22 protein-coding genes are annotated in these 23,649 nt (G+C 69.1%); 14 read left to right on the forward strand and 8 right to left on the reverse strand.

Annotation, left to right across the window (positions count from 1 at the left end; genetic code table 11):
• Nucleotides 1-16: 16 nt before the first annotated feature.
• The 5 genes from JAV51_RS01835 to JAV51_RS01855 are packed head-to-tail and all read left to right on the forward strand — an operon-like array spanning nt 17 to nt 3,685.
• The gene (locus JAV51_RS01835) at nt 17-1,042 is read left to right on the forward strand and encodes an ABC transporter substrate-binding protein (RefSeq protein WP_197318809.1); all 1,026 of its coding nucleotides are present in this window, start codon (nt 17-19) and stop codon (nt 1,040-1,042) included.
• 1 nt (nt 1,043) lies between these two features.
• Nucleotides 1,044-1,814, forward strand: a complete 771-nt coding sequence (locus JAV51_RS01840; protein WP_197318810.1) for an ABC transporter permease — start codon at nt 1,044-1,046, stop codon at nt 1,812-1,814.
• Complete coding sequence (locus JAV51_RS01845) at nt 1,811-2,068, forward strand: hypothetical protein (RefSeq protein WP_197318811.1); 258 nt, start codon at nt 1,811-1,813, stop codon at nt 2,066-2,068. The genes JAV51_RS01840 and JAV51_RS01845 overlap by 4 nt, the downstream gene beginning before the upstream one ends.
• Nucleotides 2,065-2,886 carry an ABC transporter permease gene (locus JAV51_RS01850; protein ID WP_197318812.1) on the forward strand — a complete coding sequence of 274 codons (822 nt, stop codon included), beginning with the start codon at nt 2,065-2,067 and terminating at the stop codon, nt 2,884-2,886. Before JAV51_RS01845 ends, JAV51_RS01850 begins: the two co-directional genes overlap by 4 nt.
• A gap of 1 nt (nt 2,887) precedes the next feature.
• On the forward strand, nt 2,888-3,685 hold the full coding sequence (locus JAV51_RS01855; protein WP_197318813.1) for an ABC transporter ATP-binding protein: 798 nt from the start codon (nt 2,888-2,890) through the stop codon (nt 3,683-3,685).
• Nucleotides 3,686-3,717: 32 nt separating this feature from the next.
• Here JAV51_RS01855 and JAV51_RS01860 read toward each other — a convergent pair whose 3' ends face one another.
• Complete coding sequence (locus JAV51_RS01860) at nt 3,718-6,369, reverse strand: nitrate- and nitrite sensing domain-containing protein (RefSeq protein WP_197318814.1); 2,652 nt, start codon at nt 6,367-6,369, stop codon at nt 3,718-3,720.
• Between the two features lie 185 nt (nt 6,370-6,554).
• On the opposite strand from JAV51_RS01860, the gene JAV51_RS01865 reads away from it, so the two are divergent.
• The 3 genes from JAV51_RS01865 to JAV51_RS01875 are packed head-to-tail and all read left to right on the forward strand — an operon-like array spanning nt 6,555 to nt 10,057.
• Nucleotides 6,555-7,520 (forward strand): ABC transporter substrate-binding protein, encoded by a 966-nt coding sequence (locus JAV51_RS01865; protein WP_197318815.1) that lies wholly within the window; start codon nt 6,555-6,557, stop codon nt 7,518-7,520.
• 24 nt (nt 7,521-7,544) lie between these two features.
• Nucleotides 7,545-9,191: a DNA repair helicase XPB gene (locus JAV51_RS01870; protein WP_197318816.1), complete on the forward strand. Its 1,647-nt coding sequence runs from the start codon at nt 7,545-7,547 to the stop codon at nt 9,189-9,191.
• A 38-nt stretch (nt 9,192-9,229) separates the two neighbouring features.
• Nucleotides 9,230-10,057 (forward strand): DUF72 domain-containing protein, encoded by an 828-nt coding sequence (locus tag JAV51_RS01875; RefSeq protein ID WP_307845713.1) that lies wholly within the window; start codon nt 9,230-9,232, stop codon nt 10,055-10,057.
• A gap of 10 nt (nt 10,058-10,067) precedes the next feature.
• On the opposite strand, the gene JAV51_RS01880 is transcribed toward JAV51_RS01875, so the two are convergent.
• The 3 genes from JAV51_RS01880 to groL all read right to left on the reverse strand — a co-directional run bounded on the left by JAV51_RS01880 (nt 10,068) and on the right by groL (nt 14,720).
• Nucleotides 10,068-10,646, reverse strand: a complete 579-nt coding sequence (locus JAV51_RS01880; protein ID WP_197318817.1) for a type 1 glutamine amidotransferase domain-containing protein — start codon at nt 10,644-10,646, stop codon at nt 10,068-10,070.
• 253 nt (nt 10,647-10,899) lie between these two features.
• Complete coding sequence (locus tag JAV51_RS01885) at nt 10,900-12,621, reverse strand: M14 family zinc carboxypeptidase (RefSeq protein ID WP_197318818.1); 1,722 nt, start codon at nt 12,619-12,621, stop codon at nt 10,900-10,902.
• 470 nt (nt 12,622-13,091) lie between these two features.
• Nucleotides 13,092-14,720, reverse strand: a complete 1,629-nt coding sequence (gene groL / locus JAV51_RS01890; protein WP_197318819.1) for a chaperonin GroEL — start codon at nt 14,718-14,720, stop codon at nt 13,092-13,094.
• Between the two features lie 462 nt (nt 14,721-15,182).
• On the opposite strand from groL, the gene JAV51_RS01895 reads away from it, so the two are divergent.
• From JAV51_RS01895 to JAV51_RS01910, 4 genes are read left to right on the forward strand one after another with little or no spacing between them, the layout of a single operon-like run.
• Nucleotides 15,183-16,094 (forward strand): siderophore ABC transporter substrate-binding protein, encoded by a 912-nt coding sequence (locus tag JAV51_RS01895; RefSeq protein WP_374058962.1) that lies wholly within the window; start codon nt 15,183-15,185, stop codon nt 16,092-16,094.
• Nucleotides 16,091-17,110, forward strand: coding sequence for an ABC transporter permease (locus JAV51_RS01900; RefSeq protein WP_197318821.1), 1,020 nt, complete (start codon nt 16,091-16,093; stop codon nt 17,108-17,110). The genes JAV51_RS01895 and JAV51_RS01900 overlap by 4 nt, the downstream gene beginning before the upstream one ends.
• Nucleotides 17,107-18,084: an iron chelate uptake ABC transporter family permease subunit gene (locus tag JAV51_RS01905; protein ID WP_197318822.1), complete on the forward strand. Its 978-nt coding sequence runs from the start codon at nt 17,107-17,109 to the stop codon at nt 18,082-18,084. The genes JAV51_RS01900 and JAV51_RS01905 overlap by 4 nt, the downstream gene beginning before the upstream one ends.
• A complete protein-coding gene (locus JAV51_RS01910) occupies nt 18,081-18,839 on the forward strand; it encodes an ABC transporter ATP-binding protein (RefSeq protein WP_197318823.1) in 759 nt (252 codons plus the stop codon). The genes JAV51_RS01905 and JAV51_RS01910 overlap by 4 nt, the downstream gene beginning before the upstream one ends.
• 9 nt (nt 18,840-18,848) lie before the next feature.
• Here JAV51_RS01910 and JAV51_RS01915 read toward each other — a convergent pair whose 3' ends face one another.
• The 4 genes from JAV51_RS01915 to JAV51_RS01930 form a co-directional block, all read right to left on the reverse strand.
• Complete coding sequence (locus tag JAV51_RS01915) at nt 18,849-20,279, reverse strand: serine/threonine-protein kinase (protein WP_197318824.1); 1,431 nt, start codon at nt 20,277-20,279, stop codon at nt 18,849-18,851.
• 84 nt (nt 20,280-20,363) lie between these two features.
• Nucleotides 20,364-20,570, reverse strand: a complete 207-nt coding sequence (locus tag JAV51_RS01920; RefSeq protein WP_005441480.1) for a cold-shock protein — start codon at nt 20,568-20,570, stop codon at nt 20,364-20,366.
• A gap of 179 nt (nt 20,571-20,749) precedes the next feature.
• Nucleotides 20,750-21,343, reverse strand: coding sequence for an AIM24 family protein (locus JAV51_RS01925; protein WP_197318825.1), 594 nt, complete (start codon nt 21,341-21,343; stop codon nt 20,750-20,752).
• A 5-nt stretch (nt 21,344-21,348) separates the two neighbouring features.
• The gene (locus JAV51_RS01930; protein ID WP_197318826.1) at nt 21,349-22,026 is read right to left on the reverse strand and encodes a TIGR00266 family protein; all 678 of its coding nucleotides are present in this window, start codon (nt 22,024-22,026) and stop codon (nt 21,349-21,351) included.
• Between the two features lie 75 nt (nt 22,027-22,101).
• Between JAV51_RS01930 and glp the strand changes: the two genes are divergently transcribed.
• Both glp and JAV51_RS01940 read left to right on the forward strand, forming a co-directional pair.
• Entirely contained in the window at nt 22,102-23,307 is a 1,206-nt protein-coding gene (glp, locus tag JAV51_RS01935; RefSeq protein ID WP_197318827.1) for a gephyrin-like molybdotransferase Glp, read from the forward strand.
• A 77-nt stretch (nt 23,308-23,384) separates the two neighbouring features.
• Nucleotides 23,385-23,648 (forward strand): GlsB/YeaQ/YmgE family stress response membrane protein, encoded by a 264-nt coding sequence (locus JAV51_RS01940; RefSeq protein WP_197318828.1) that lies wholly within the window; start codon nt 23,385-23,387, stop codon nt 23,646-23,648.
• Nucleotide 23,649 lies beyond the last annotated feature (1 nt).

Consider the following 23,649-nt stretch of genomic DNA (forward strand, 5'->3'; position numbering starts at 1 on the left):
TCACTGAGGAGTGGCTTTGCTTCGACACGGCACCCCGACGAGAAAGAAGTCCAGACCACGGCGGCTGGCCGCAGCCGTGGTGACTGCGGGTCTTCTCGTCTCCACGAGCGGATGCGGATTGTTGAGCGGCGAGGAGGACACCTCCGAGCCGCAGGGCGGCAACGGCTCCGTCGAAAAGTCCACAATCACCGTCGCCCACCTGCCCTCCATCGACGTCGCTCCCCTCTACATCGCGCAGGAGAAGGGTTACTTCAAGGAGGAAGGCCTCAACGTCAAGATCGAGGTCGCCGCCAGTGGTCAGGCTGCGACGCAGAAGATGATCGGCGGGGACGCCGACATCGTGCAGTCGAGCTACGTGCCGTTCCTTCTGGCTCACACGGGTGGCGCCGCCGAGCTGAAGATCGTCGCCGACGCGGTTTCGGCCGCTCCCGACACCTTCGTTCTGATCGCGAAGAAGGGCGGCTCGGTCAAGTCGATCGAGGACCTGGAAGGCAAGCGGGTCGCGGTGTCGGCGGTCAAGACCATCTCCGACACGCTCGTCATGTCGGCGATGAAGTCGAACGGCCTCGACCCCGAGAACGTCGAATTCGTCCAGACCTCCTTCCCCGACATCGCCTCGGCGGTGGCGAAGGGCCGTGTGGACGCCGGTCTGGTCGTGGAACCGTTCCTGACGATCGGCGCCGAGGAGCACGGCGTCACGCCGATCGGCGACGTCGCCACCGGTCCGACGGAGGACTTCCCGCTCGCCGGTTACGGTGCGCTGGCCGAGTTCGTCGAGAAGAACCCGAAGACCGTGGCCGCCTTCCAGCGCGCGATGGAGCGCGCGACGGAGGACACGCAGAACCGCGAGGTGATCGAGCCGGTCATCCAGGAGACGGCGGGCATCGACGCCACCACGGCGTCGCTGGTCAACCTGCCGAACTTCCACGCCGGCCTCGACGCGTCCCGACTGCAGCGGGTCCCCGACCTGATGGTCGAATTCGGATTGTTGAAGAAGAAGTTCGACATCAAGCCGATGCTCGTCACCCCAAGCACCACCTGACGTGCGCCCCCTGGTACGAAACCTCGCCGGCCTGATCGCCTTCCTGGGTCTCTGGGAACTGGTGGTCAGGCTCGGCCTGGTCATGGAGGAAGACGTCCCACCCGCGACGGTGGTGCTCTCGCGGATCGTGGAGCTGCTGGGCCAGGAGGAATTCCTGCGCCACACCATCGCCACCGTGCTCGCGTGGGCGCTGGCCCTGGGCATCGCCGCGGTGATCGGCATCCCGCTGGGGCTGATTCTCGGCAACTTCCCCCGCGTCCGCCTCGCGACGCGAGCGCTCGTCGAGTTCCTGCGACCGATCCCGTCGGTGGCGCTGATCCCGCTCGTCCTCGTGTCGATCGGCGGCGGGCCTGAGGCGAAGATCACGCTCGCGGTGTACGCCGCGTTGTGGCCGATCCTCTACAACACGATCTACGCCTTCGACGAGATCGACCCGCTGCTCATCGACACCGCCCGCTCGTGCGGTGTCTCGAAGGCGGGCATCCTCACCTCCGTCGCCCTGCCGCACGCGGCTCCGTTCGTGTTCACGGGATTGCGGATCTCGGCGTCGGTGGGACTGATCGTGATCGTCAGTACGGAGTTCATCGCGGGAGCGAACGTCGGCATAGGCAGCGTCATTCTCGAAGCGGCTTACGGCGCGGGCAGAACGGACATCGTGCTGGCCGGGACCGTGGTCGCGGGCCTCATCGGCTACCTCGCCAACGAGGGGCTGGAGAGGCTGAGCGGGAAGCTGTTCCGGTGGCACAAGGCGACCACGGCGGAGGTGGCATGAGCGACCATCGAATCCCGCTCGTGGCCGCCGACCGGGTTGGGCCCACGCTGCGGCAGGCTGACAAGGCCGCTGCGGGGAGGGTGTCCCGCAAGACACAGGAGGCGGCGACGAACCACCATCGCCCGCTGTTCGTGGCCGCCGACCGGGTGCGGGTGTCCCGCAAGACACAGGAGGCGGCGACGAACCACCATCGCCCGCTGTTCGTGGCCGCCGACCGGGTGCGGGTGTCCCGCAAGACACAGGAGGCGGCATGAGCAGGACCGTGGATGCCCTCAAGTCCTTCCTGTTGAAGTGGTCGCTCGTCCTGGCGCTCGTGGTGGTCTGGGAGTTGGCCGCGTCGGCCGGGGAGAGTCCGTTCTTCCCACCGCCGACGGAGATCCTGTCCCAGGCCGTCGAGGTGTTCTTCTCCGGTCCGGCCGGTTCGCTGTTCCTCGCCGACACGGTGTTCGACGACGTCCTGCCCAGCCTGGGCAGGGTCTTCGGGAGCTGGGCGATCGCCGTGGTGCTCGGTGTCGCCGTCGGCACGGCGTTGGGCCGGTCGCAGAAGGCACTCGACTACACGGGGCCGCTGCTGTCGTTCATGCGTGCGGTTCCGCCACCGGCGCTGATTCCGGTTTTCCTGGTGCTGTTCGGCATCGACAACACCATGAAGATCGTGACGATCGTGTTCGGGTCGATCTGGCCGATCATCCTGAACACGGTGGACGGCGTGCGGTCGGTGAATCCGCTGCAGCAGGAGACCGCACGGTCGTTCCGGACCCCGCGGCACTACTGGGTCACCATGGTCGTGCTGCCCGCGGCCATGCCGAAGATCTTCGCGGGGATGCGGCTGAGCCTCTCCCTCGCGCTGATCCTCATGGTGATCTCCGAGATGGTCGGGGTCACCAGCGGAATCGGTTTCCAACTGATCTACGCGCAGCAGAGCTACGAGTTCACCACGATGTGGGCGTGGATCGTGCTGCTCGGGATCTTGGGTTACGGACTCAACGCGTTGCTGCTGGCCGTGGAACGCCGGGTGCTGTCCTGGCAGCCCACGCGGGGTACCGCGGACGCCAAGACGACGGGAGCGTGACATGGCAACAATGCTGGAGGTGTCCGGCCTGTACCACCGCTACGGCGGCGGTGACGGCGCGCACCTCGCGGTGAACGACCTGACGTTCACCGTGGAGACCGGGGAACTCGCGTGCATCGTGGGACCGTCGGGCTGCGGCAAGTCGACGATGCTGCGCTGCATCTCGGGGCTGATCAAGCCCTCGGGCGGCGAGGTGTCGCTGCACGGTGACCGGGTGGACGGCGTTCCGGAGGACCTGGCCGTGGTGTTCCAGGACTACAGCCGGTCGCTGTTCCCGTGGTTGACGGTGCGGCAGAACGTGGAGTTCCCGCTGCGCTGGAGCAACATCGGCAAGGCCGAGCGGCGCAGCAGGGCCGAGGAGGCCCTGGAGTGGGTCAACCTCCCCGGGGTGGGGAACAAGTACCCGTGGCAGCTCTCCGGCGGCATGCAGCAACGGGTGTCGATCGCCAGGGCACTGGCGAGGCGTCCCGCGCTGTTGCTGATGGACGAGCCGTTCGCCTCGGTGGATGCGCAGACCCGCTTCGAGTTGGAGGATCTGCTCAGGAAGGTGCAGTCGGCGAACGGCAGCACCGTCCTGCTGGTCACTCACGACATCGACGAGAGCGTGTACCTGGGTGACCGGGTGCTCGTGCTGTCGAAGTCGCCCGCCACGGTGGTGGCCGACCTGACGGTCGACCTCCCCGCCGAGCGGGACCAGATCAAGACCCGGGAGTCCGCCGAGTTCGTGTCGATGCGGGCCGAGGTGGCCCGGTTGCTCAACGGCGGGGTCAAGGAGACGGCGGACGCCGTCAAGGACTGACCACCACGCGGGTGGTGACCGACCCGGCCGGGTCAGTCGCCACCCGCGTGTCGTCCTCGTCGGACACCACGTTGCAGACTCGCCATGCGCGCCCGCACCGCCTCCGGCGACCGGTTCACGGGCGGCGGGCGTTCGCCACGCCGATCGACGACGCCGTGGCGAGGTCCGGACGGCTCTGAGCCGGTGTCGTCGGCCAACGCCGAGGCGATCGTTCCCGAGACCATCACGGTGGGGTCGGTGCGTTCGAGGTCCGTCTCGTCGTCGCCCAGCTCGCCGGACCGCTCCCCCGGCCACTGGACCTCGTCGGCGGCCGGACCTCCCGTGTCGGGGAACCACTGCGACAGCACGGCCTGGTAGGCGGGCAACCGGTCGGTGGGAACCTCTTCCTCCAGTGCGGGCGGATGCCGCTCGTCGTCGTCCTCCGTGGGCCACGCCGGCTGAGCGCCCAGCTCCACCGTGGTGCGGCGGGGCGTGAGGTCGGGCAATTCCTGCTGTTCGAACACGACGGCGCCGACCAGCCGGTCGTCCTCGAAGGTCCACTCGTCGGCCGACCGATCATCGCGAGGCGCGGGTTCCTCCGGTTCGACGGGCTCGACGGCCCGGTCGGGCGGCTCCGGATCGGCCACGTCGTCGGGTTCGGGTGTCGCGAGCGGAGGCAGTGGCGCCTCCGACAGCGCGGCCGACGGCGCCGGCAGCTCGATGGACTCGGGATTGTCGGGCTCGACGAACTCCGAGGGCACGACCACCGTCGCCGTGAGCCCACGCGGTTCCGCCGACGCGAGCCGCACCTCGATGCGGTGGCGCCGCGAGAGCCTGCCGACCACGTAGAGCCCCATGCGGCGCGACACCTCGACGTCCACGTCGGGCGGATCGGCGAGCCGCTTGTTCGCCCTCCGGATCTCCATCTCCGGCATCCCCGCGCCCCGGTCGGTGATTTCGATCCGCCACTCCCGCTCCCGCGTCACCGTGCTCGCCACCGTGACGAGTTCCCGTTCCGGCGAGTAGGCGGTGGCGTTCTCGAACAGCTCCGCGATGACGTGGATGAGGTCCGACGCCACGTCGCCCCGCACGGACAGCATCGGCGGCGTCTCCACCGAAATCCGCTGGTAATGCTCCACTTCGGACAATGCGGCGCCGATGATCTCCGACGCGGGGACCGAACCCGGCAGCGGCCGACCGCCGTCCTCGCCCGCCAACACGAGCAGGTTCTCGCTGTTGCGCCGCATCCGCGTGGCGAGGTGGTCGAGTTCGTAGAGTCCACCGAGGATCTCGGGGTCCTGCTCGTGCTCCTCCATGCGGTCGAGAACCACGAGCTGCCGCTCCACGAGGTCCTGACTGCGCCGCGACAGGTTCACGAACATGGAGTTGACGTTCTCGCGCAGCATGGCCTGCTGACCGGCGAGCCGAACGGCCTCACCGTGCACGGCGTCGAACGCCCGGGCCACCTCGCCGAGTTCGTCGAGCGTGTGGACGGGCACGGGTTCCACCGCCCGCGTGTACGTGTGCTCAGGCGTCGGATGCTCCTCGGTGAGGATGTCGTCCACCGCGGCGGGCAGCTTGTTGTGCGCCACGTCGAGCGCACTGCGGCGCAACGCCTTGAGCGGCCCCAGAAGCGACCGCGCGACCACCACGGCCAGGATCGCCCCGAACAACAGCGCACCCAGCACCACCCCGGCGTCCGTCCCCGCCGAGCTGCGCGCGTCCGCGGCCAGCGCGTCGGAACGCTCCTGCAACTCCTGCAGCAACTGCTCCTGCACGCGCTTGACGAGGTTGACCGTGTAGGTGGAGGCGCGGTCCCACTCGTCGGCCGACAGGCCCGCCAGGTCGCCGCCGTTCTCGGCCCTGGTGAGCACCGACTCCACGATGCCGTTGCCGAGGTCGACCACGAGTCCGATGACCGTGTCGTCGTACAGGCGCTGCTGACGCGGCGTGGCGAAGGTGGTGAAGTCCTCCTTCGCCGAGGCCAACTGTGCCTCCGCCGCCACGAGTGCGCGCTCGACGTCCTTGGTCAGGGTGCCCTGCGCGAGCGCCTGCGCCACCACGGCGCGCCGGATCGACAACTGGTCCTTGACCCGCGCCAACGCGTTGGCCACCAGCCGACTTCCCGCGAGTTCCCGGTCGACGGCGTCGGAGACGAACACCTCGCCCGCCCCGAGCACGTTCGAGATCAACTCGCTGTACGAGCGGAGCACCGCGTCCGACGGCAGCGCCGTGTTCTCGCTCGCGTACCTCAGCCCGGTCAACGTCCCGAGCTCGTGGCTGATGCGTTGGAACAGCGAGGATGTGTCGGGCGACAGGGCGTGTGCCGACGCGGCCAGCGTGCGCTCGAACTCGCCGACCGCGGCGTCGACCTTGTCGCGTTGGTCCCGCAGCTCGTCCAACTCACCACGGCGACCATCGGCGACATGGCGCACCGCGAGGTCGCGCTCCCGCTGCAACTGGTGCACCACCTCGGCGACGGTGGTCTCCACGCGGATGCGCTCGGCCCCCTCGCTGAAGGTCGCCGCCCTGTCGAGGTCGTCGGTGGCCCGCAACGCCACCAACACCAACACCGCGACGGCGGGAATCAGCAGGATCGCGACGAGCTTGGTGCGGAGCCGCCAGTTGCGGACTCGCCACCGGCCACCCGCCCCTCGCACGATCGCCGCACCGTCCTGGCGTGGACGTTCACTGCGACGAGTCACCTGGGTTTCCTTCAGTCGTCCGCGAGTCAGGCGGTCCGCTTCGAATGCTCATGGAGAGTAACCGGGCCCTCTCACATTCCATGGGACGCCCATGGACGGGGAAGGGTTGCCGACGCATGGTATTGCCTCGATCGCTCTAAGCTCCACCATTGTCGGGAGTATTCCTTTCGATCATGGAGGCGGCCGTGCGAACTCACCGGCGCGTGCTTTTCGTCCTCGGCGCTGTTCTGCTGCTCGGTTCCTGCTCACTGTTCGGTGAAACGGACGCGCCGAGTCGACCCGTACCGGAAAAGGAGCGCCTCCTGGTGGGCGTGGGCAACGCCGTGGAGACCGCACCGCTACGGCTGGGCGTGTCGGACGGTTTGTTCCAGCGCGGTGGCCTGACCGTGGAACTGGTCGAACTCGGCGACGACGACCCGATCGAGGCATTGCTCGACCACGAGGTCGACGTGACGTTCGCCAGTGACGTCACGCTTTTCCACGCCGCCGCGGAAGGCACGAAGATCACTCTCCAGGGTGAGGCGTACGTCGCGGGAACCGGTTCCATGGCACTCGTGACACTGCCCGATTCGCCCTATACCGAGCCGAGTCTGCTTCCCGCTCCTCGAATCGCGGTTCCCGAGCCGAACGGCATCGGCGCGCTCACGACCCGTTCCGTTCTCGGCGCGGCGGGAGTCGATCCGGAGTCGATCACTTTCGAGGTGATTCCGTTCGACGGAATGATCGACGCATTGCGGGACGGGCACGTGGACGCGGCGTGGCTGACGGAACCCCATCTCACCTCGGCGCAGAAGACGTACGGCGCTCGTGTGCTCGCCCACTGCGCGCACGGAGCCACCGCGGACTTCCCCATGTCGGCCTACGCCACCACCGAGGCGTTCGGTACCGCGAACCCGAACACCCTGTCCCTGTTCCGCGGTCTCCTCGCCGAGGCCCAGCAGGAGGGTGCCGACGACGGAGCCGTCCGCAGGGCGCTGCCCCGGCTCACCGATGTCGACGGCGTGACGGCGTCGTTGGTGTCACTGGGCACGTATCCGCAGGTCGTGCACGCCGAACGACTGCAACGGGTGGCCGACCTCATGCACAGCTCCGGCCAGCTTCCGAAACGACTCGATGTGGGGGCCCTCGTCCCGAAGGAGGAACTTCCCTGAGCCGAGCCACGTATAAAGGAGGGCGTGACTGATGGCCCCCTGATCGTCCAGTCGGACAAGACGGTGCTGCTGGAGGTCGACCACGACCTCGCGGACGACGCACGCATCGCCATCGCGCCCTTCGCCGAACTCGAACGCGCGCCCGAGCACGTCCACACGTACCGCATCACTCCGCTGGCGCTCTGGAACGCCCGCGCCGCGGGGCACGACGCCGAGCAGGTCGTCGACGCCCTCACCACGTACTCCCGCTTCCCCGTGCCGCAGCCGTTGCTGATCGACGTCGTCGACACCATGGGCCGGTTCGGGCGGCTGCAGATCCAGAACCACCCGGCGCACGGCCTCGTGATGACCACGACCGACCGCGCGGTGCTGGAGGAGATCCTGCGCCACAAGAAGATCAGCCCCATGCTCGGCGCGCGGATCGACCCCGACACCGTCGTGGTCCACCCGTCGGAGCGGGGCAGGTTGAAGCAGGCTCTGCTGAAGGTCGGCTGGCCCGCCGAGGACCTCGCCGGGTACGTCGACGGCGAGTCCCACCCGATCTCCCTGGAGGAGAACGGCTGGTCGCTGCGCGACTACCAACGGCAGGCCGCCGACACGTTCTGGGCGGGCGGCTCGGGTGTCGTCGTGCTCCCCTGCGGCGCGGGCAAGACGCTGGTCGGCGCGGCGGCCATGGCGCAGGCCAAGGCCACGACGCTGATTCTCGTCACCAACACCGTGGCCGGCAGGCAGTGGAAGCGCGAACTGGTGGAGCGCACCTCGCTCACCGAGGACGAGATCGGCGAGTACTCCGGCGAGAAGAAGGAAATTCGCCCCGTCACCATCGCCACTTACCAGGTCATCACCCGCAAGACCAAGGGTGAGTACAAGCACCTGGAGCTGTTCGACTCGCGGGACTGGGGGCTCGTCATCTACGACGAGGTGCACCTGCTGCCCGCACCGGTGTTCCGGATGACCGCCGACCTGCAGTCACGGCGGCGGCTCGGCCTCACCGCGACCCTGGTGCGCGAGGACGGCCGGGAGGGCGACGTGTTCTCGCTCATCGGCCCGAAGCGCTACGACGTCCCGTGGCGCGACATCGAGGCGCAGGGCTGGATCGCACCCGCCGAGTGCGTCGAGGTCCGGGTCACCCTCACCGAGTCCGAACGCCTCACCTACGCCACCGCGGAGGCCGACGAACGCTACCGGCTCGCCTCCACCGCCCACACCAAGATCGGTGTGGTGAAGTCGATCGTCGAACGCCACGCGGGGGAACCGACTCTGGTGATCGGCGCCTACCTCGACCAGCTGGAGGAACTCGGCGTCGAACTGAACGCCCCGGTGGTGCAGGGGTCGACGAAGAACAAGGAGCGCGAGGCGCTGTTCGACGCCTTCCGCAAAGGCGAGATCGACAAGCTGGTGGTGTCGAAGGTCGCGAACTTCTCCATCGACCTGCCCGAGGCGTCGGTGGCCATCCAGATGTCGGGCACGTTCGGCTCCCGTCAGGAGGAGGCGCAGCGGCTCGGCAGGCTGTTGCGCCCCAAGGGCGACGGCCGGCAGGCCCACTTCTACTCCGTCGTCTCCCGCGACACCGTGGACACCGACTACGCCGCCCACCGGCAACGGTTCCTCGCCGAGCAGGGCTACGCCTACCGGATCGTCGACGCCGACGACCTGCTGCGACCGCTGTGAGGTGACCGCTGTCGACCGGAGCCGAGCGCACCGCCGAGATCCGCGTCGGGACCTCGGGCTGGATCTACCCCGGCTGGCGGGGAGTCTTCTACCCCGAGGGCCTGCCGCAACGGCGTGAACTCGAATACCTGTCCCGGCGAGTGAACAGCGTCGAGATCAACGGCTCCTTCTACTCCCTGCAACGGCCCGAGCGGTACCGACGCTGGCGGGACGCCACACCTCCCGACTTCCGCTTCGCGGTCAAGGGCGGGCGCTTCATCACGCACCTGAAGCAGCTCCGGGGCGTCGAGACGGCGCTGGCGAACTTCTTCGCCTCCGGGGTGCTCGCACTCGACGACAAACTCGGCCCGATTCTCTGGCAGCTCCCACCCCGGTTGGCGTTCGACGCCGAGCGGCTCACGGCGTTCTTCGACCTGCTCCCCCGCAGCACGACCGAGGCGGCGGAGCTGGCCCGACGGCACGACGACAAGGTGACGTTCGAGCCACACACCGCCGTCGAGCACGACCGGCCGATCCGTCATGCCCTGGAGGTGCGGCACCCCAGCTTCACCGACCCGGCGGTTCCCGGCCTGCTCCGAGCCCACGACGTGGCGCTCGTCGTCGCCGACACCGCGGGCACATGGCCGTACCTGGACGACGTGACCTCGGACTTCGTCTACGTCCGCCTCCACGGCGACGTCGAGCTGTACGCCAGTGGCTACAGCGACGAGGCACTTCGCGCGTGGGCCCGCACGATCCGCCGGTGGCATGCCGACGGCCTCGACGTCTACGTGTACTTCGACAACGACGTCACAGTGAAAGCGCCCGGCGACGCGATGGCGCTGGCCGACGAACTCGGCCTGCCCCACCTGTCTCCGGGCGCCTAGCGTCGTCGACTCAGACCTCGGCGGCCTGCTTCGAGTGCTTGCCCTCCGCGATCTCCTCCACCAACTTCGAGCAGAACGCGGGGAGGTCGGCCGGCTTGCGGCTGGACACCAGTCCGTTGTCGACCACGACCTCCTCGTCGACCCACTCAGCGCCCGCGTTGCGCAGGTCCGTCTGCAGGCTCGGCCACGACGTCATCCGGCGGCCCCGGACCACGTCGGCCTCGATCAGGGTCCACGGCCCGTGACAGATCACCGCCACCGGCTTGTGCTGGGTGAAGAAGTCGCGGACGAAGCTCACGGCCTTCTCGTCCGTGCGGAGCAGGTCGGGATTGGCGACCCCGCCTGGCAGCACGAGGCCGTCGTAGTCGGCCGCCGACGCCTCGGCCACGGTGTAGTCGACCTCGAAGGTGTCGGCCTTGTCCAGGTGATTGAACGCCTGGATCCTCCCGGACGTCGTGGAGATCAGTTCGGGCCTGCCACCGGCGTTCTCGATGGCCTTCCACGGCTCGGTCAGCTCGACCTGTTCCGTCCCTTCGGGTGCGGCCAGGAACGCGACTCGACGACCGATGAGTGTGTCCGCCACGCTCATCACTCCTTCCTTGGGGTACGCCGATCGGCTACCCACCCGAACGGGCGACCGAAACGACCGCGTGAGGAACCGCAAGCGCCGCGAAGTCCCAACACCCGTACGAGAACCGCGGACACGCCGAGGAGCAGCTCCCCCACCGGCGTGTCCGCGAGCTGCGCACGCGTGTCCGCAGTCCCCGCACTCGTGTCCGCAGTCCCCGTACTCATGTCGGCAGTCCGGGTACCTTTGTCCGCAGGTCGGGTACGCCCGCCCCTTACGGCCTCGCACCGCCTGCGCAGCGCGACAGGTCCACGGCCACCCGCTCGCCCCGGGCGACGGTCACCTGCGTCTCCTGCCACGCGTTGCCGCGCGCACGCTCACACCGCACCGTCCAGCTCTCGGTGATCGTGCCGCCGTCCCGATCCGGCCGCACCGACGGATTGACACTCCACTCGACGACCCCGCCCGGTGCCGTGAGCTGCGACGTCAACGTGCTGGTGAACGGAATGGGCTCCCCGACACCACCGCCAGGCTCCTGCACCGGAGCCGTCTGCTGGGTGAACGTCTTCTCCACGGACAACCGAGCGCCTCGGGGCGCCGACACCTCCAGCACAGCGTGGTAATCGCGGTTCGCCGCCGCCTCGAACTGCCGCAAGAGCGCCTCGCGCACACCGCCGTTCGCGTGCTCCTGCGTCCCGATACCCAGGTACTGGTCGACGACCGCCTCCTGGTAGCCGACGTGGAAGTTGCTGCCCTCAAGCTCGAACTCGAAACCGAACCCGCCCGGGGTGAAGTAGCTCCATTCACCGGTGGACCCGCTGGTGTCGTACAGCTGGTAGAAGGGGATGCTGCGGTACCCGGTCGCGTCCGCCAACGCGTCCCCGATCTCCGCGTACAACGCCTCGTCGGCGGTGAGCGGCGTGTCGGACTGCTGCGGCGGACGGAGCACCAGGCCGCCGTAGTTGTGGACGCTCTGCAGCGAGGTCACCTGACGGCTCGACACGAGGTCGCGGACGTTGCGCACTTCCGGTTCGGAGAACGGCGCGGCACCCCGGTAGGTCCCACTCGCGGGATTCACGCTCGCACCCTTGCCACCCCAGTTGCCGCCGTAGTTGCGGTTGAGGTCCACACCGAGGTCGGCGCTGTCGGCGTCGGCGCACTCGCCGGGCGAGACGTCGTCGCTGCCGTCGACGAGTCGGCAGTTCTTGCGCTTGTACTCGTGCAGGTAACTCCGCGAGATGTCGAAGCCGTCGACGTTGACGATCGGCACCACGATGATCCGCGCGCGCTCCAACAGGTCGGTGATGCGCTCGTCGCGGCCGTCGCCGTGCACGAGGTCCATGGCGAACTCCATGACCACCTCGGCGGTGGGCCACTCCCGCGCGTGGTGCGTGCCGACGAGGAGGAAGACCGGTCTGCCGTCGTCCGCCTCGACGTCGTGCGCGATCTCCAGGCCCCGGACCTCCTTGCCCAGCAACGACCGGTGCGGGAGCGTGATCGGCTCGACCAGGTCGGGGCGCGCGGCCGCGAGGTCCGCCATGTCGGTGCCGTAGTCGGCGTACGTGCGGTAGGTGTTGCGACCACTCGGCAGGGGCGACGCGGCGAGCGTGCGTGCCTCGGCGGCGTCCTCGGCGAGCACGGCGCGGGTGTGCGCGGCGAGGTCGCTGATCACGACGTCGTAGTCGAACCCGGCCTCACGGAGCCGTTCGCGGTCGTCGGCGCCGTGCGCGTAGACCTCCACGTAGCCGTCGCCCGGCACGGGAGCGATGTCGGCGCCCGCCGCGACCAACCGGTCGACGTCGGCCTCGTCCGGCGTCGGGACGCGCAACAGGGACACCGCGTCGGCGCTGCTTTCCGCGGCGACCCCACCGGCGGACGTCGGTTGCGCCGACGCAGTGTGGACGAGTGTCGTGGCGAGCATCGCCGCAGCCAGCCCCGCCACCGCGGTCGCCGCGCCACGTCTCCGCGATCGACTCGATCTGCCCTCTCTACCCATGTCAACCTCCTGGTACGGATGTCGACACGGACGGTATTCAGATCGTTAGCGTCGCGAAAGATCCAGACGTGCACTCGATCATGAGACCGCGCCTACTCAGCGCAGCATCACCTGGTCAGCGCAGCGTGACTTACTCAGCGCAGCTTCGAACGATGCCTCGCGTACGCCAACGACCTCATGTGCCGTGACGGAAGCGCGGACATGCGGCCGCCGGGCACGGGAATGCGGACGGCGGGTGAGAACACGCGCGCGAGGACTGCGGGGCACGCGTGCAGGAAGTGCGGACGCACGTACGGGAGGTACGGAGGCGCCGACGGCAGGTGCGAACACGCCGACACCCGCTGCGGACACACCGCCGGGAGATGCGGACACGCTGACGCCCGCTGCGGACACGCCGACGCCAGGCGCGGACACGGAAAAGCCCGGTTCCCTTTCGGGGACCGGGCTTCTCCGCGCCTATGGGGCTGGAATCACATCATGCCTTCCATGCCGCCCATGCCACCGGTGGGGTCGGCAGCCTTCTCCTTCTCCGGCTTGTCCGCGACCACGGCCTCCGTGGTCAGGAACAGCGCGGCGATGGAGGCGGCGTTCTGCAGCGCGGACCGCGTGACCTTGGCGGGGTCGATGACGCCCGCGGCCACCAGGTCCTCGTACTCGCCGCTGGCGGCGTTCAGGCCGTGGCCCTGCGGCAGGGTCTTGACCTTCTCCGCCACGACGCCGCCCTCGAGGCCGGCGTTCACAGCGATCTGCTTCAGCGGGCTCTCGACGGCCACCTTCACGATGTTGGCGCCGGTCGCCTCGTCGCCCGAGAGCTGGAGGCTCTCGAACGCGGCCTTGGACGCCTGGAGCAGCGCGACGCCACCACCGGCGACGATGCCCTCCTCGACGGCGGCCTTGGCGTTGCGCACCGCGTCCTCGATGCGGTGCTTGCGCTCCTTCAGCTCCACCTCGGTGGCAGCGCCGGCCTTGATGACCGCGACACCACCGGCGAGCTTGGCCAGGCGCTCCTGCAGCTTCTCGCGGTCGTAGTCGGAGTCGCTGTTCTCGATCTCGGCGCGGATCTGGTTGACGCGGCCCTGGATCTGCTCCGCGTCACCGGCACCCTCGACGATGGTGGTCTCGTCCTTGGTGACGACCACCTTGCGGGCCTGGCCCAGCAGCGAGATGTCGGCGTTCTCCAGCTTGAGGCCCACGTCCTCGCTGATGACCTGGCCGCCCGTGAGGATGGCCATGTCCTGCAGCATCGCCTTGCGGCGGTCACCGAAGCCCGGAGCCTTGACGGCGACGGACTTGAAGGTGCCACGGATCTTGTTGACGACCAGGGTGGCCAGAGCCTCGCCCTCGACGTCCTCGGCGATGATCAGCAGCGGCTTGCCGGCCTGCATGACCTTCTCCAGCACCGGGAGCAGGTCCTTGACGTTCGAGATCTTCGAGCCGTACAGCAGGATGTACGGGTCCTCCAGGACCGCTTCCTGCCGCTCGGCGTCGGTGGCGAAGTAGCCGGAGATGTAGCCCTTGTCGAAGCGCATACCCTCGGTGAGCTCCAGCTCCAGCCCGAAGGTGTTCGACTCCTCGACGGTGACGACGCCTTCCTTGCCGACCTTGTCGAGCGCCTCGGCGATCAGCTCACCGATGGTCTTGTCGGCCGCGGAGATCGACGCGGTGGCCGCGATCTGCTCCTTGGTCTCGACCTCCTTGGCCATCTTGTGCAGCTGCTCGGTGACAGCCTCGACGGCCTGCTCGATACCACGCTTCAGCGCGATCGGGTCGGCGCCGGCGGCGACGTTGCGCAGACCCTCCTTGACGAGCGCCTGGGCGAGCACCGTGGCGGTGGTGGTGCCGTCACCGGCGACGTCGTCGGTCTTCTTGGCGACTTCCTTGACGAGTTCGGCCCCGATCTTCTCCCACGGGTCCTCGAGCTCGATCTCCTTCGCGATCGAGACACCGTCGTTGGTGATCGTCGGCGCGCCCCACTTCTTCTCGAGCACGACGTTGCGGCCACGGGGGCCGAGCGTCACCTTGACGGCTTCGGCGAGGGTGTTGAGACCGCGCTCAAGACCGCGGCGGGCGTCCTCGTCGAACGCAATCAGTTTGGCCATTTCGGTGTGGTCCTCCGGTAGTCAGGACACGTCCTCGGCCAGGCTCGGTGCCCGCGACGGACGACCAGTTCGGTATCGCCGAACATGGCCTCACCGTCCCGACCTTCAGGCGGCGGTCGTCGACCTGCCACCTAGCACTCGACGGTGCCGAGTGCCAATTCCGTGTTTAGCACTCTCCCCATGAGAGTGCAAGCAAGGGGGTCTCCGACCGCCCGATCTCGCCGCCGACACGCCGCCGCCGGACCACCCTGCGTTCAACTGCGACATTGGGGCGCGCACCCCACCGACGCGGGCCGCGACACCCCCTCACTCCGGTACCCATCCCGCTGGGGCCTCGCTCACTTTGCGACCCACATCACTCCCCAATTGCCCGCTTTCGACTTAAGTTAGGCTCACCTATCTTGAATATTTGATCTTTAGTAGGAGCAAAAGATGCGTGGAAGTCACCGCGGAGGAGCGTTCGTGGCGCTGCTCGCCGGGCTGGTCGGACTGCTCACCGCCTGCGGTGGCGCGACCGACGCCGAGCCGGGCGAGGGCGCGATCACCGTGGAGCACGCCCAGGGCACGACGTCGCTCGACGGACCACCGGAGCGCATCGTCGTCCTCGACCTCGGCGTGCTGGAGACTCTCGACGAACTCGGCGTCGAGGGCGTGGTGGGCGTTCCGCAGGTCGCGAACCTGCCGGAGCACCTCGCCGAGTACGGCTCCGACGACTACACGAAGGTCGGCAGCTTGAAGGAACCCGACTTCGAGCAGGTCAACGCACTCGAACCGGATCTCGTCATCGTGGCGGGCCGGTCTGCGCCCGCCTACGGCGAGCTGTCCGAGATCGCTCCCACGGTCGACCTCACCGTCGACACCACGGACTTCCTCGCCGGCGCGACCGAGCGCATCGAGACGCTCGGCTCGCTGTTCGGCAAGGAGGACGCGGTGCAGGACCGGCTTTCCGCACTGGCCGCGCGCGCCGACGAGATCGCCTCGTCGGGCGCCGACAAGACCGGACTCGTCGTCCTCACCACGGGCGGCAAGATGAGCGCGTACGGCCCCGGCTCCCGGTTCGGCATCGTCTACGACGACCTCGGGGTGCGGCCCGCCGTGGCCGGGCTGTCCGCCGAGACCCACGGCGATGCGATCTCGGCGGAGTTCATCGCCGACGCCGACCCAGACCTGCTGTTCGTGATCGACCGGGACTCCGCCATCGGCGAGGCCGGTCAGTCGGCGAAGCAGGTGCTCGACAACGCGCTCGTGAACGGAACCACCGCCGCCAGGTCGGGCGGCATCGTCCACCTCGACCCGACTCAGTGGTACCTGACCTCCAACGGCTTGTCCTCGCTGGAGTCGATGGTCGAGGCCGTCGGGGACAGCGTGGCGTGACCACGTCGACCACCCCGGCCGACCGGGCGCGGCGGAGCGGGCGAGTCGGCCCGGTCCGCCGCCGCCACGTCGCGCTCGCACTGGCGCTGCTCGCAGCGGCGGCCTTCGGCTCGCTGTTCGTCGGCGTCACCGAACTGACTCCCGCGGGTCTGCTCGCGGGCGACGAACGACAGCTCACGGTGCTGTGGGAGTCGAGACTGCCCCGGCTGGCCGCGATTCTGCTGGCCGGTTCGGCATTGAGCGTCGCGGGCCTGGTGATGATGAGCCTGACCCGCAACCGGTTCGTCACGCCGTCGACGGCGGGTACCGCGGAGTCGGCCTCGCTGGGGGTTCTCGTCGCCACCGTGTTCTTCGGCGCGGAGGCCGTCGGCGTGAAGATGGCGGTCGCGACCGGGTTCGCCCTGCTCGGGACGGCGCTGTTCTTGGCACTGCTACGGCGGTTGACCTTCGCCGACATCATCGTGGTGCCGCTCGTGGGCATCATGTTCGGCGGCGTGATCTCCGCGCTCACCACGTTCTTCGCCTACCGTGCCGACCTGTTGCAGACGCTCGCGGCGTGGACGAGCGGGGAGTTCTCGGCCGTCCTCAAAGGACGGTACGAGCTGTTGTGGCTCACCGGTGCGGCCGCCGTGTTGACGTACCTGTTCGCCGACCGCTTCACCCTCGCCGGACTCGGCCGCGACTTCGCGGTGAACCTCGGCGTCCGCTACGACCGCGTGGTCACCACGGGGCTCGTGCTGGTCTCGGTCATCACCGCCGTCGTCGTGGTGACGGTGGGCAACATCCCGTTCCTCGGCCTCGTCGTGCCGAACCTCGTCACTCTGGTGCTCGGCGACAACCTGCGGCGCGTCCTGCCGGTCACCGCGCTCGCCGGAGCGTTCTTCGTGCTGTGCTGCGACGTCGTCGGCCGGACCGTGCGCCATCCGTACGAGATCCCCGTCGAGACCATCGCGGGCGTCGTCGGCGGCGCGCTCTTCGTGTACCTGGTGCTGCGCTCCCGCAGGAGAGTCGCATGACCGTCGCTCACACCCGAGACGTACGCCGGCAACGCCGCGTCCTCGGCATCCTCCTGGCCGTGGCCCTGGCCGCGGCGGTGGCGTTCTGCGTCGTCGGGCTCACCGGCAACCTCGAGTACGCGTTGCGCATCCGCCTGCGCCGGGTCCTCGCCATGACGGTGGTCGGCGTGGCCGTCGGCTACTCCAGCGTGCTGTTCCAGACCGTCACGAACAACCGCATCCTCACCCCGCAGATCATGGGGTTCGACTCGTTGTTCGTGCTCGTCCAGACGCTGATCGTGTACTTCGCCGGGGCGATGACGTTGAGCAGCGCCGACCCGCGTGCGCTGTTCGTGCTCCAGGCGGGCGTGATGATCGTGTTCGCCCTCGCCCTGCACCGCTGGCTGTTCGACCGCGACGGCCGCGACCTCTACCTGCTCGTCCTCGTCGGCGTCATCTTCGGGACGCTGTTCTCCAGTCTGTCGTCGCTGGCCTCACGGCTGATCAATCCCAACGACTTCGTGACACTGCAGGACAGCCTCTTCGCGAGCTTCAACTCCGTCGACGAGAGCCTGCTGGCCTTCTCCACGGTCGTGCTCGTGGTGCTGTGCGGGCTCGGCACCCGGCTGTTCCGCAGGCTCGACGTCGTGTCGCTCGGCCGGGACACGGCGATCGGGTTGGGGGTCGACCACCGGTCGGTGGTCAACCGCAGCCTGATGATCGTCGCGGTGTTGGTCTCGGTGTCCACCGCACTCGTCGGTCCCGTCGCCTTCCTCGGCGTGCTCGTGGCGAACCTCGCGCGGCAACTGACCCGCACGTTCCGGCACGCCGTCGTCGTTCCCGCCGCCTCGCTGCTTGCCGTGGCCACGCTGACGGTGGGTCAGCTTGTGCTGGAGCGCGTGCTCGGCACCGACACCGCCCTCAGCGTGGTCGTCAACTTCGGCGGTGGTCTGTACTTCATCGCCCTGCTCGTCCGGGAGTCCACACGACGATGATCCAACTCGACGGAGTCACCAAGCGGTACGGCGACACGACCGTCGTCGACGACGTGTCACTGACCATCCCCTCCGGTGGTGTCACGTCCGTCGTCGGCGCCAACGGCGCGGGCAAGTCGACCCTGCTGTCGCTCATGAGTCGCCTGTCGAAGCCCGACGCGGGGACCATCACGGTGGCCGGTCTGGACGTCGCCACCACGCCCACGGAGGACCTCGCCAAGCGCCTCGCCGTGCTACGCCAGGAGAACCACACCGCTGTGCGGCTCACCGTTCGTGAACTGGTCGCGTTCGGACGGTTCCCTCACTCGGGAGGTCGGCTGGGCCCGACCGACCACGACGTCATCGACGACGCCGTCGGCTACTTCGAGCTCACCGAGTTCGCCGACCGCCCCCTGGACACTCTCTCGGGCGGGCAACGGCAACGCGCCCACATCGCGATGGTGCTGTGCCAGAGCACCGACTACGTGTTGCTCGACGAGCCGCTGAACAACCTCGACATGCGGCACTCGGTGCAGATCATGCGCCGCCTGCGACGGATGGCCGACGACTACGGCAAGACCGTGGTGCTCGTGGTGCACGACATCAACTTCGCGGCCCGGTACTCCGACCGCGTCGTCGCCATGCGGGACGGGGCGGTGGTCGCGCACGGCGGCGTCGCCGACGTCATGACCACCGACGTGCTCCGCACCGTGTTCGACCTCGACATCCCGGTGCACGACGTCGGCGGGCGCCGCATCGGCGACTTCTACGGCTGATCCGCGACCTCAGCCCGGCACGATCGGGATGGACGTCGGCGGGAGCTGGTTGGTGGCACCACCGTCGACACCATCGCCTCCGGGCCCGATCGGGATGGACGGGATCGACGAGTTCTGGGTCGGCGGAGCCTGGTCGCCCCCGTCGCCGTCCTCGTCGCCACCGGTCGTGAGCAGCACGACGGTGAGCACGCCCGCACCGACGAGCACCAACGCTGCCAGCGCCCACACCCACCACGGCGTCGACCGTTTGGCGGGCGGCTGCCCGAACTGCTGTGGAGGCCGCGGGTATCCGCCCGGCTGCGCGGGCATCGGCGAACCGTGCGGCGGAGTGCCGTACGGCGAGGACATCGGGTGCTGCGCACCCATCGGCGGCGCGCCGAACGGCTGCTGCCCCGGGTGCGGCTGCTGCGGTTGCGGAGGGACCCTCGGAGGTTGTTGCGCCGGGTAGCCGCCCATCGGCGATTGCGGCGCCCCGAACTGACCGGCGCCGGGCTGTGGTGCCTGTGGCGTGCCGGGCGTGCCCTGCTGACCACCGAACTGTTGCACCGGTGTCCCTTCTCCCGTTCGAGCCTGCCCCTGCCGCGGGGACTCCGCACCGCTCTCCAGCGCCTTGCGCGCCGCCGCGATCAGTTCGACGCAGTTGGCGTACCGCGCGTCCGGAGTCTTCGCCATGCCCTTGCGCACCACGTCGTCGATCGTGGCGGGCAGGGACGACACGGCCTGCGACACCGACGGCACCTCACCGCTGAGGTGCCCCTTGATCACCGTCTGGACGTCGCCCTTGAACGGGGGCTGACCCGTGAGGCAGGCGAACAACATACAGGCCAAGGCGTACTGGTCGGTGCGACCGTCCAGAGGCTCACCGCGCAGATGTTCCGGAGCCGCGTACGTCGGCGACCCCAGGAAGTCACCACTGCGCGTCCGGTGGCCGGTGGTTCCCCGGCGGGTCAGACCGAAGTCGGCGATGTAGACGTGTTCGCGGGCCGACTCGCGACTGGTGACGAGGACGTTGGCCGGCTTGACGTCGAGATGGACGAGGCCGCGCTCGTGCAGCGTGTCGAGTGCGTCCGCGACCTGGTCGAGCAGTCCCAGCGCCCGTCCGGGTTCCATCGGGCTGGCCGAGATGAGGCTCGCCAGGTCGGAGCCGTCGACGAGCCGCATGGCGATGTAGAGCATCCCGTCGAGCTCGCCGAAGTCGTACAGCGGCACGATGTTCGCGTGATCGATCGCCGAGGTGTTGCGTGCCTCGTCGACGAATCTCTCCCGGAACTCGGCGTCGGCACCGAGGTGCTCGCCGATCACCTTGAGTGCCACCTTGCGCCCTAGGCGCACATCGGTGGCCCGATACATCACGCTCATGCCACCTCGGCCGAGCACCCCGTCGATGCGGTAGTTGCCCAGCCGCCGACCCGTCAGGTCGGCCGACTCCTCGCCTGCCACAGAGCGCAGCCTAACGTCTGCACCTCGGCCCCGGTGCCCGTGTCCGCGTGGACGCGAACCAGGCGTGCCGGAGCCGAACCGCAGCTACGAGACCTTGCGGACGTCCGCGGCCTGGCTACGTCCGTCCCGCCCGGCCGTGATCTCGAACTCCACCCGGTCGCCCTCGTCGAGGGTCCGGAAACCCTCCGCCTGGATGGCGGAGTAGTGTACGAACACATCGGGTCCCTCCGGGGACTCGATGAACCCGTAGCCCTTTTCCGCGTTGAACCACTTGACCGTGCCGACAGCCACGGCGTCCTCCTCGTGCCAAATCAAACGCGGACAGTCGGTGCCTGCCGCGCCCCAAGCGACGATCACGCTACCCGAAGAATGCGCTGGAGCAATGGGCAATTCGCGGTAAATACGCGCTGTGAGCGCCCCCGGATCGCCCGCCCCGACGACGGTCGGTGACGCCCGGGGAAGGCGGCGACTCAGCTCCGCGGCCTGGTCTGCACCAGCACCGTGCCCGGCCCGGCGACGTCCAACGCCAACCCCTCACCGGTCTTGATCGACTGCGGTTCGGCCGGGTCGAGAGCCCGCAACCGCACCTGCACGGTGTCCGGATAGGCCAGCACGAACAGCGGGTTGACGGTCACCACCTCGCCCGCCTTCAGCGTCAAGGCGTCCACCGGACCACGGGAGGCGAACACGAGCGGGCCGACCCCGCTGTAGTGCTTGAGGAATCCGGAGTCGCCGCCGAACAGCGTTTGGTGAGCGGGCCACGGGTGGTCCTGCCGGACGGTGGCGGGCCTCGACAGCACCGCATTCGACGCCACCGACCAACCCACCTGTCCGGTCAGCTCCAACGGGTACACGTCGCCGGGCTCCTTGGGCGCGAGGTCGAGCCAGCCGCCCTGCGCGGGCGCGGTGAAGATCGCGAGACCACGGCTCTTGCCCCGCCGGGTCCGCGACACCCCGAAGCTGTGGGCCAGCACCGTGTCCGGGTGCGCCTCCACGGCTTCCCCGGCGGAGAGCACGACGCGGGCGACGCCGAACGCGGGCGTGTGTCGAGTGTTGATGCGCATCCGGGTTACCGGGACGGCATCCGGGCGATCAGCCAGCTCACCAACGCGTCCGGATTCCGCGTCTGCGTCAGGACCTGGCCCGGGCCCGCGAAGTCGAAGACCAAGCCCTCGCCGCTCTTCAACGACTGGACGACGCCCTGCGAGACCTTGCGCAGTTGCGTCTGGACGGTGTCGGCGTAGGCGACCACGTGGCCGGAGTCGATCGTCACGTACTCGCCGGGCTGGAGGTTGACCACGTCGATGGCGCCGTAACACGAGACGACGAGCTGGCCCTGTCCCTGCGCGTGGGTGAGGAACCCACCCTCACCGCCGAACAGGTTCGAGAACCCGCCCCACCTCGTCTCCAGGTTGATGCCGTGCGAGTTGGCGAGCCACGACCCCCGCGTGACGCACCAGCCGACACGGCCGTCCATCTCGATCACCCGCAGGTCGCCCGGAAGTCCGCCGGCGACGTCGACCCAACCACCGTTGGGTGGCGCCGTGTAGGTGGACACGAACAGCGACTCGCCGCCCAGCAGCGCACGACCCAGGCCCTTCATCACGCCCCCCTGCGTGTTGGCCTGCACGTGCATGCCGTAGCTGGTCGCCACCATCGCGCCGGCCTCCACCTGCGCGGGCTCGTGCGGAGCGAGCAGCAGCCTCGCGACGGCGAACGACGGCTGGTGACGTATCTGTACCTGCACTGCGGCCTCCCCTGTCCGTGCAACCTGCGCGCGGTGAAGTTTGGCACGAGCCCACCGGACGGTGAGGATGGTCTGGTGATCTCCGTCGAAGAACACAGGGCACGGGTGCGTGAGGTCGTCGGCACGCGGCCGGTGGTCCGACGCCCGCTCGCCGACTGCGCGGGCCTGGTTCTCGCCGAGGACCTCGCCGCGGGGGTGTCGCTGCCGCCGTTCGACAACTCCGCGATGGACGGTTACGCGGTGCGCGCCGCCGACGTCGCGGACGCCCGCGAGGACGCCCCGGTGCACCTTCCCGTGGCCGCCGACATCCCAGCGGGGCACGTCGACGTGCCCGCGCTGGAACCGGGGACGGCGCATCGCATCATGACCGGCGCTCCCCTGCCCGAAGGCGCCGACAGCGTCGTCATGGTGGAACGCACCGACGGCGGCACCGAGCGCGTGGCGATCTCCACCGCCGTCACCCCGGGGCTGCACGTCCGCCGCGCGGGCGAGGACGTCACCGCGGGCACCATCGTGCTGAGGTCCGGAACGGTGCTCGGGCCCGCGCACCTCGGACTCGCCGCCGCCGTGGGCGTCGACCGGTTGCCGGTGTACGCACCCCCACGCGTGCTCGTGGTGTCCACCGGCACCGAACTCGTGCACCCGCCGACCCCGTTGCGGCACGGTCAGATCTACGAGTCCAACAGCGTGATGCTGGTGGCCGGGTTGACAGAGCTGGGCTGCGAGGTGGAGGTCGTGCGCAGTGTGGCCGACGACGTCGCCCACTTCCGCGCGGCCGTGGAGCCGCGGCTGACCGAGGTCGACCTCGTGGTGACCTCCGGCGGGGTCAGCGCGGGTGCCTACGAGGTCGTGAAGGACTCGCTCACCGACACCGGCGTCACCTTCACGAAGGTGGCGATGCAGCCGGGCGGGCCGCAGGGCTGCGGACTCTGGCACGGCGTGCCGGTGGTGACCCTGCCCGGCAACCCGGTGAGCGTGCTGGTGTCCTTCGAGGTCTTCGTGCGTCCGGCGTTGCGGGCCGCGCTCGGGCATCGGGACGCCGACCGCCCCCGGGTGCGGGCGCGACTCACCGAGGCGCTGACCCCGCCGAAGGGCAAACGGCAGTACCGCCGTGGCCGCTACACACCGGGAACGGACGGAACCACCGGCGTCGTCGCACCCCAGGGTGGGCCCGGGTCGCACCTGCTCGCCTCGCTGGCGCAGGCGAACTGCTTGATCGTGCTCGACGGCGAGTCCACCGAGGTTCCCGAGGGTTCGCTCGTCGACGTCCTGCTCCTGTGACCGCGTGACGTCGACCTTCTCTCAGCGTGCGCGTGCGCTCGCCGAACGTGACCGGCCGTGTTCTAGGCTCGCGCGCCATGGGCTTCTTCTCGTGGATCGTCTTCGGCGCACTCGCGGGCCTCGCCGCCGACCTGATCGTGGGGAGAGGGCGGCGTCGCCACCGGGGCTGCATCCTCAACGTTCTGGTGGGCGTGGTCGGCGCGACGCTCGGCGGGTTCCTCTACCGGCTCGCGACGGGCGAGAAGAAGTCGTTCGAGTTCGACTTCCCGAGCTTCGGCGTGGCGGTTCTCGGCGCCGTGGTGCTGTTGGCCGTACTGCGGGTGCTGGAGCGGCAGCGGTGAG

The sequence above is a fragment of the Saccharomonospora sp. NB11 genome (assembly GCF_015910535.1).
Lineage (GTDB): Bacteria > Actinomycetota > Actinomycetes > Mycobacteriales > Pseudonocardiaceae > Saccharomonospora.

What these genes read in the sequence shown, in the direction of transcription:
- JAV51_RS01845 (WP_197318811.1), top strand. Translation starts at nt 1,811, where the DNA reads ATGAGCGACCATCGAATCCCGCTCGTGGCCGCCGACCGGGTTGGGCCC.
- JAV51_RS01850 (WP_197318812.1), top strand. Translation starts at nt 2,065, where the DNA reads ATGAGCAGGACCGTGGATGCCCTCAAGTCCTTCCTGTTGAAGTGGTCG.
- JAV51_RS01855 (WP_197318813.1), top strand. Translation starts at nt 2,888, where the DNA reads ATGGCAACAATGCTGGAGGTGTCCGGCCTGTACCACCGCTACGGCGGC.
- JAV51_RS01880 (WP_197318817.1), bottom strand. Translation starts at nt 10,646, where the DNA reads ATGAGCGTGGCGGACACACTCATCGGTCGTCGAGTCGCGTTCCTGGCC.
- JAV51_RS01885 (WP_197318818.1), bottom strand. Translation starts at nt 12,621, where the DNA reads ATGGGTAGAGAGGGCAGATCGAGTCGATCGCGGAGACGTGGCGCGGCG.
- groL (WP_197318819.1), bottom strand. Translation starts at nt 14,720, where the DNA reads ATGGCCAAACTGATTGCGTTCGACGAGGACGCCCGCCGCGGTCTTGAG.
- JAV51_RS01905 (WP_197318822.1), top strand. Translation starts at nt 17,107, where the DNA reads ATGACCGTCGCTCACACCCGAGACGTACGCCGGCAACGCCGCGTCCTC.
- JAV51_RS01910 (WP_197318823.1), top strand. Translation starts at nt 18,081, where the DNA reads ATGATCCAACTCGACGGAGTCACCAAGCGGTACGGCGACACGACCGTC.
- JAV51_RS01925 (WP_197318825.1), bottom strand. Translation starts at nt 21,343, where the DNA reads ATGCGCATCAACACTCGACACACGCCCGCGTTCGGCGTCGCCCGCGTC.
- JAV51_RS01940 (WP_197318828.1), top strand. Translation starts at nt 23,385, where the DNA reads ATGGGCTTCTTCTCGTGGATCGTCTTCGGCGCACTCGCGGGCCTCGCC.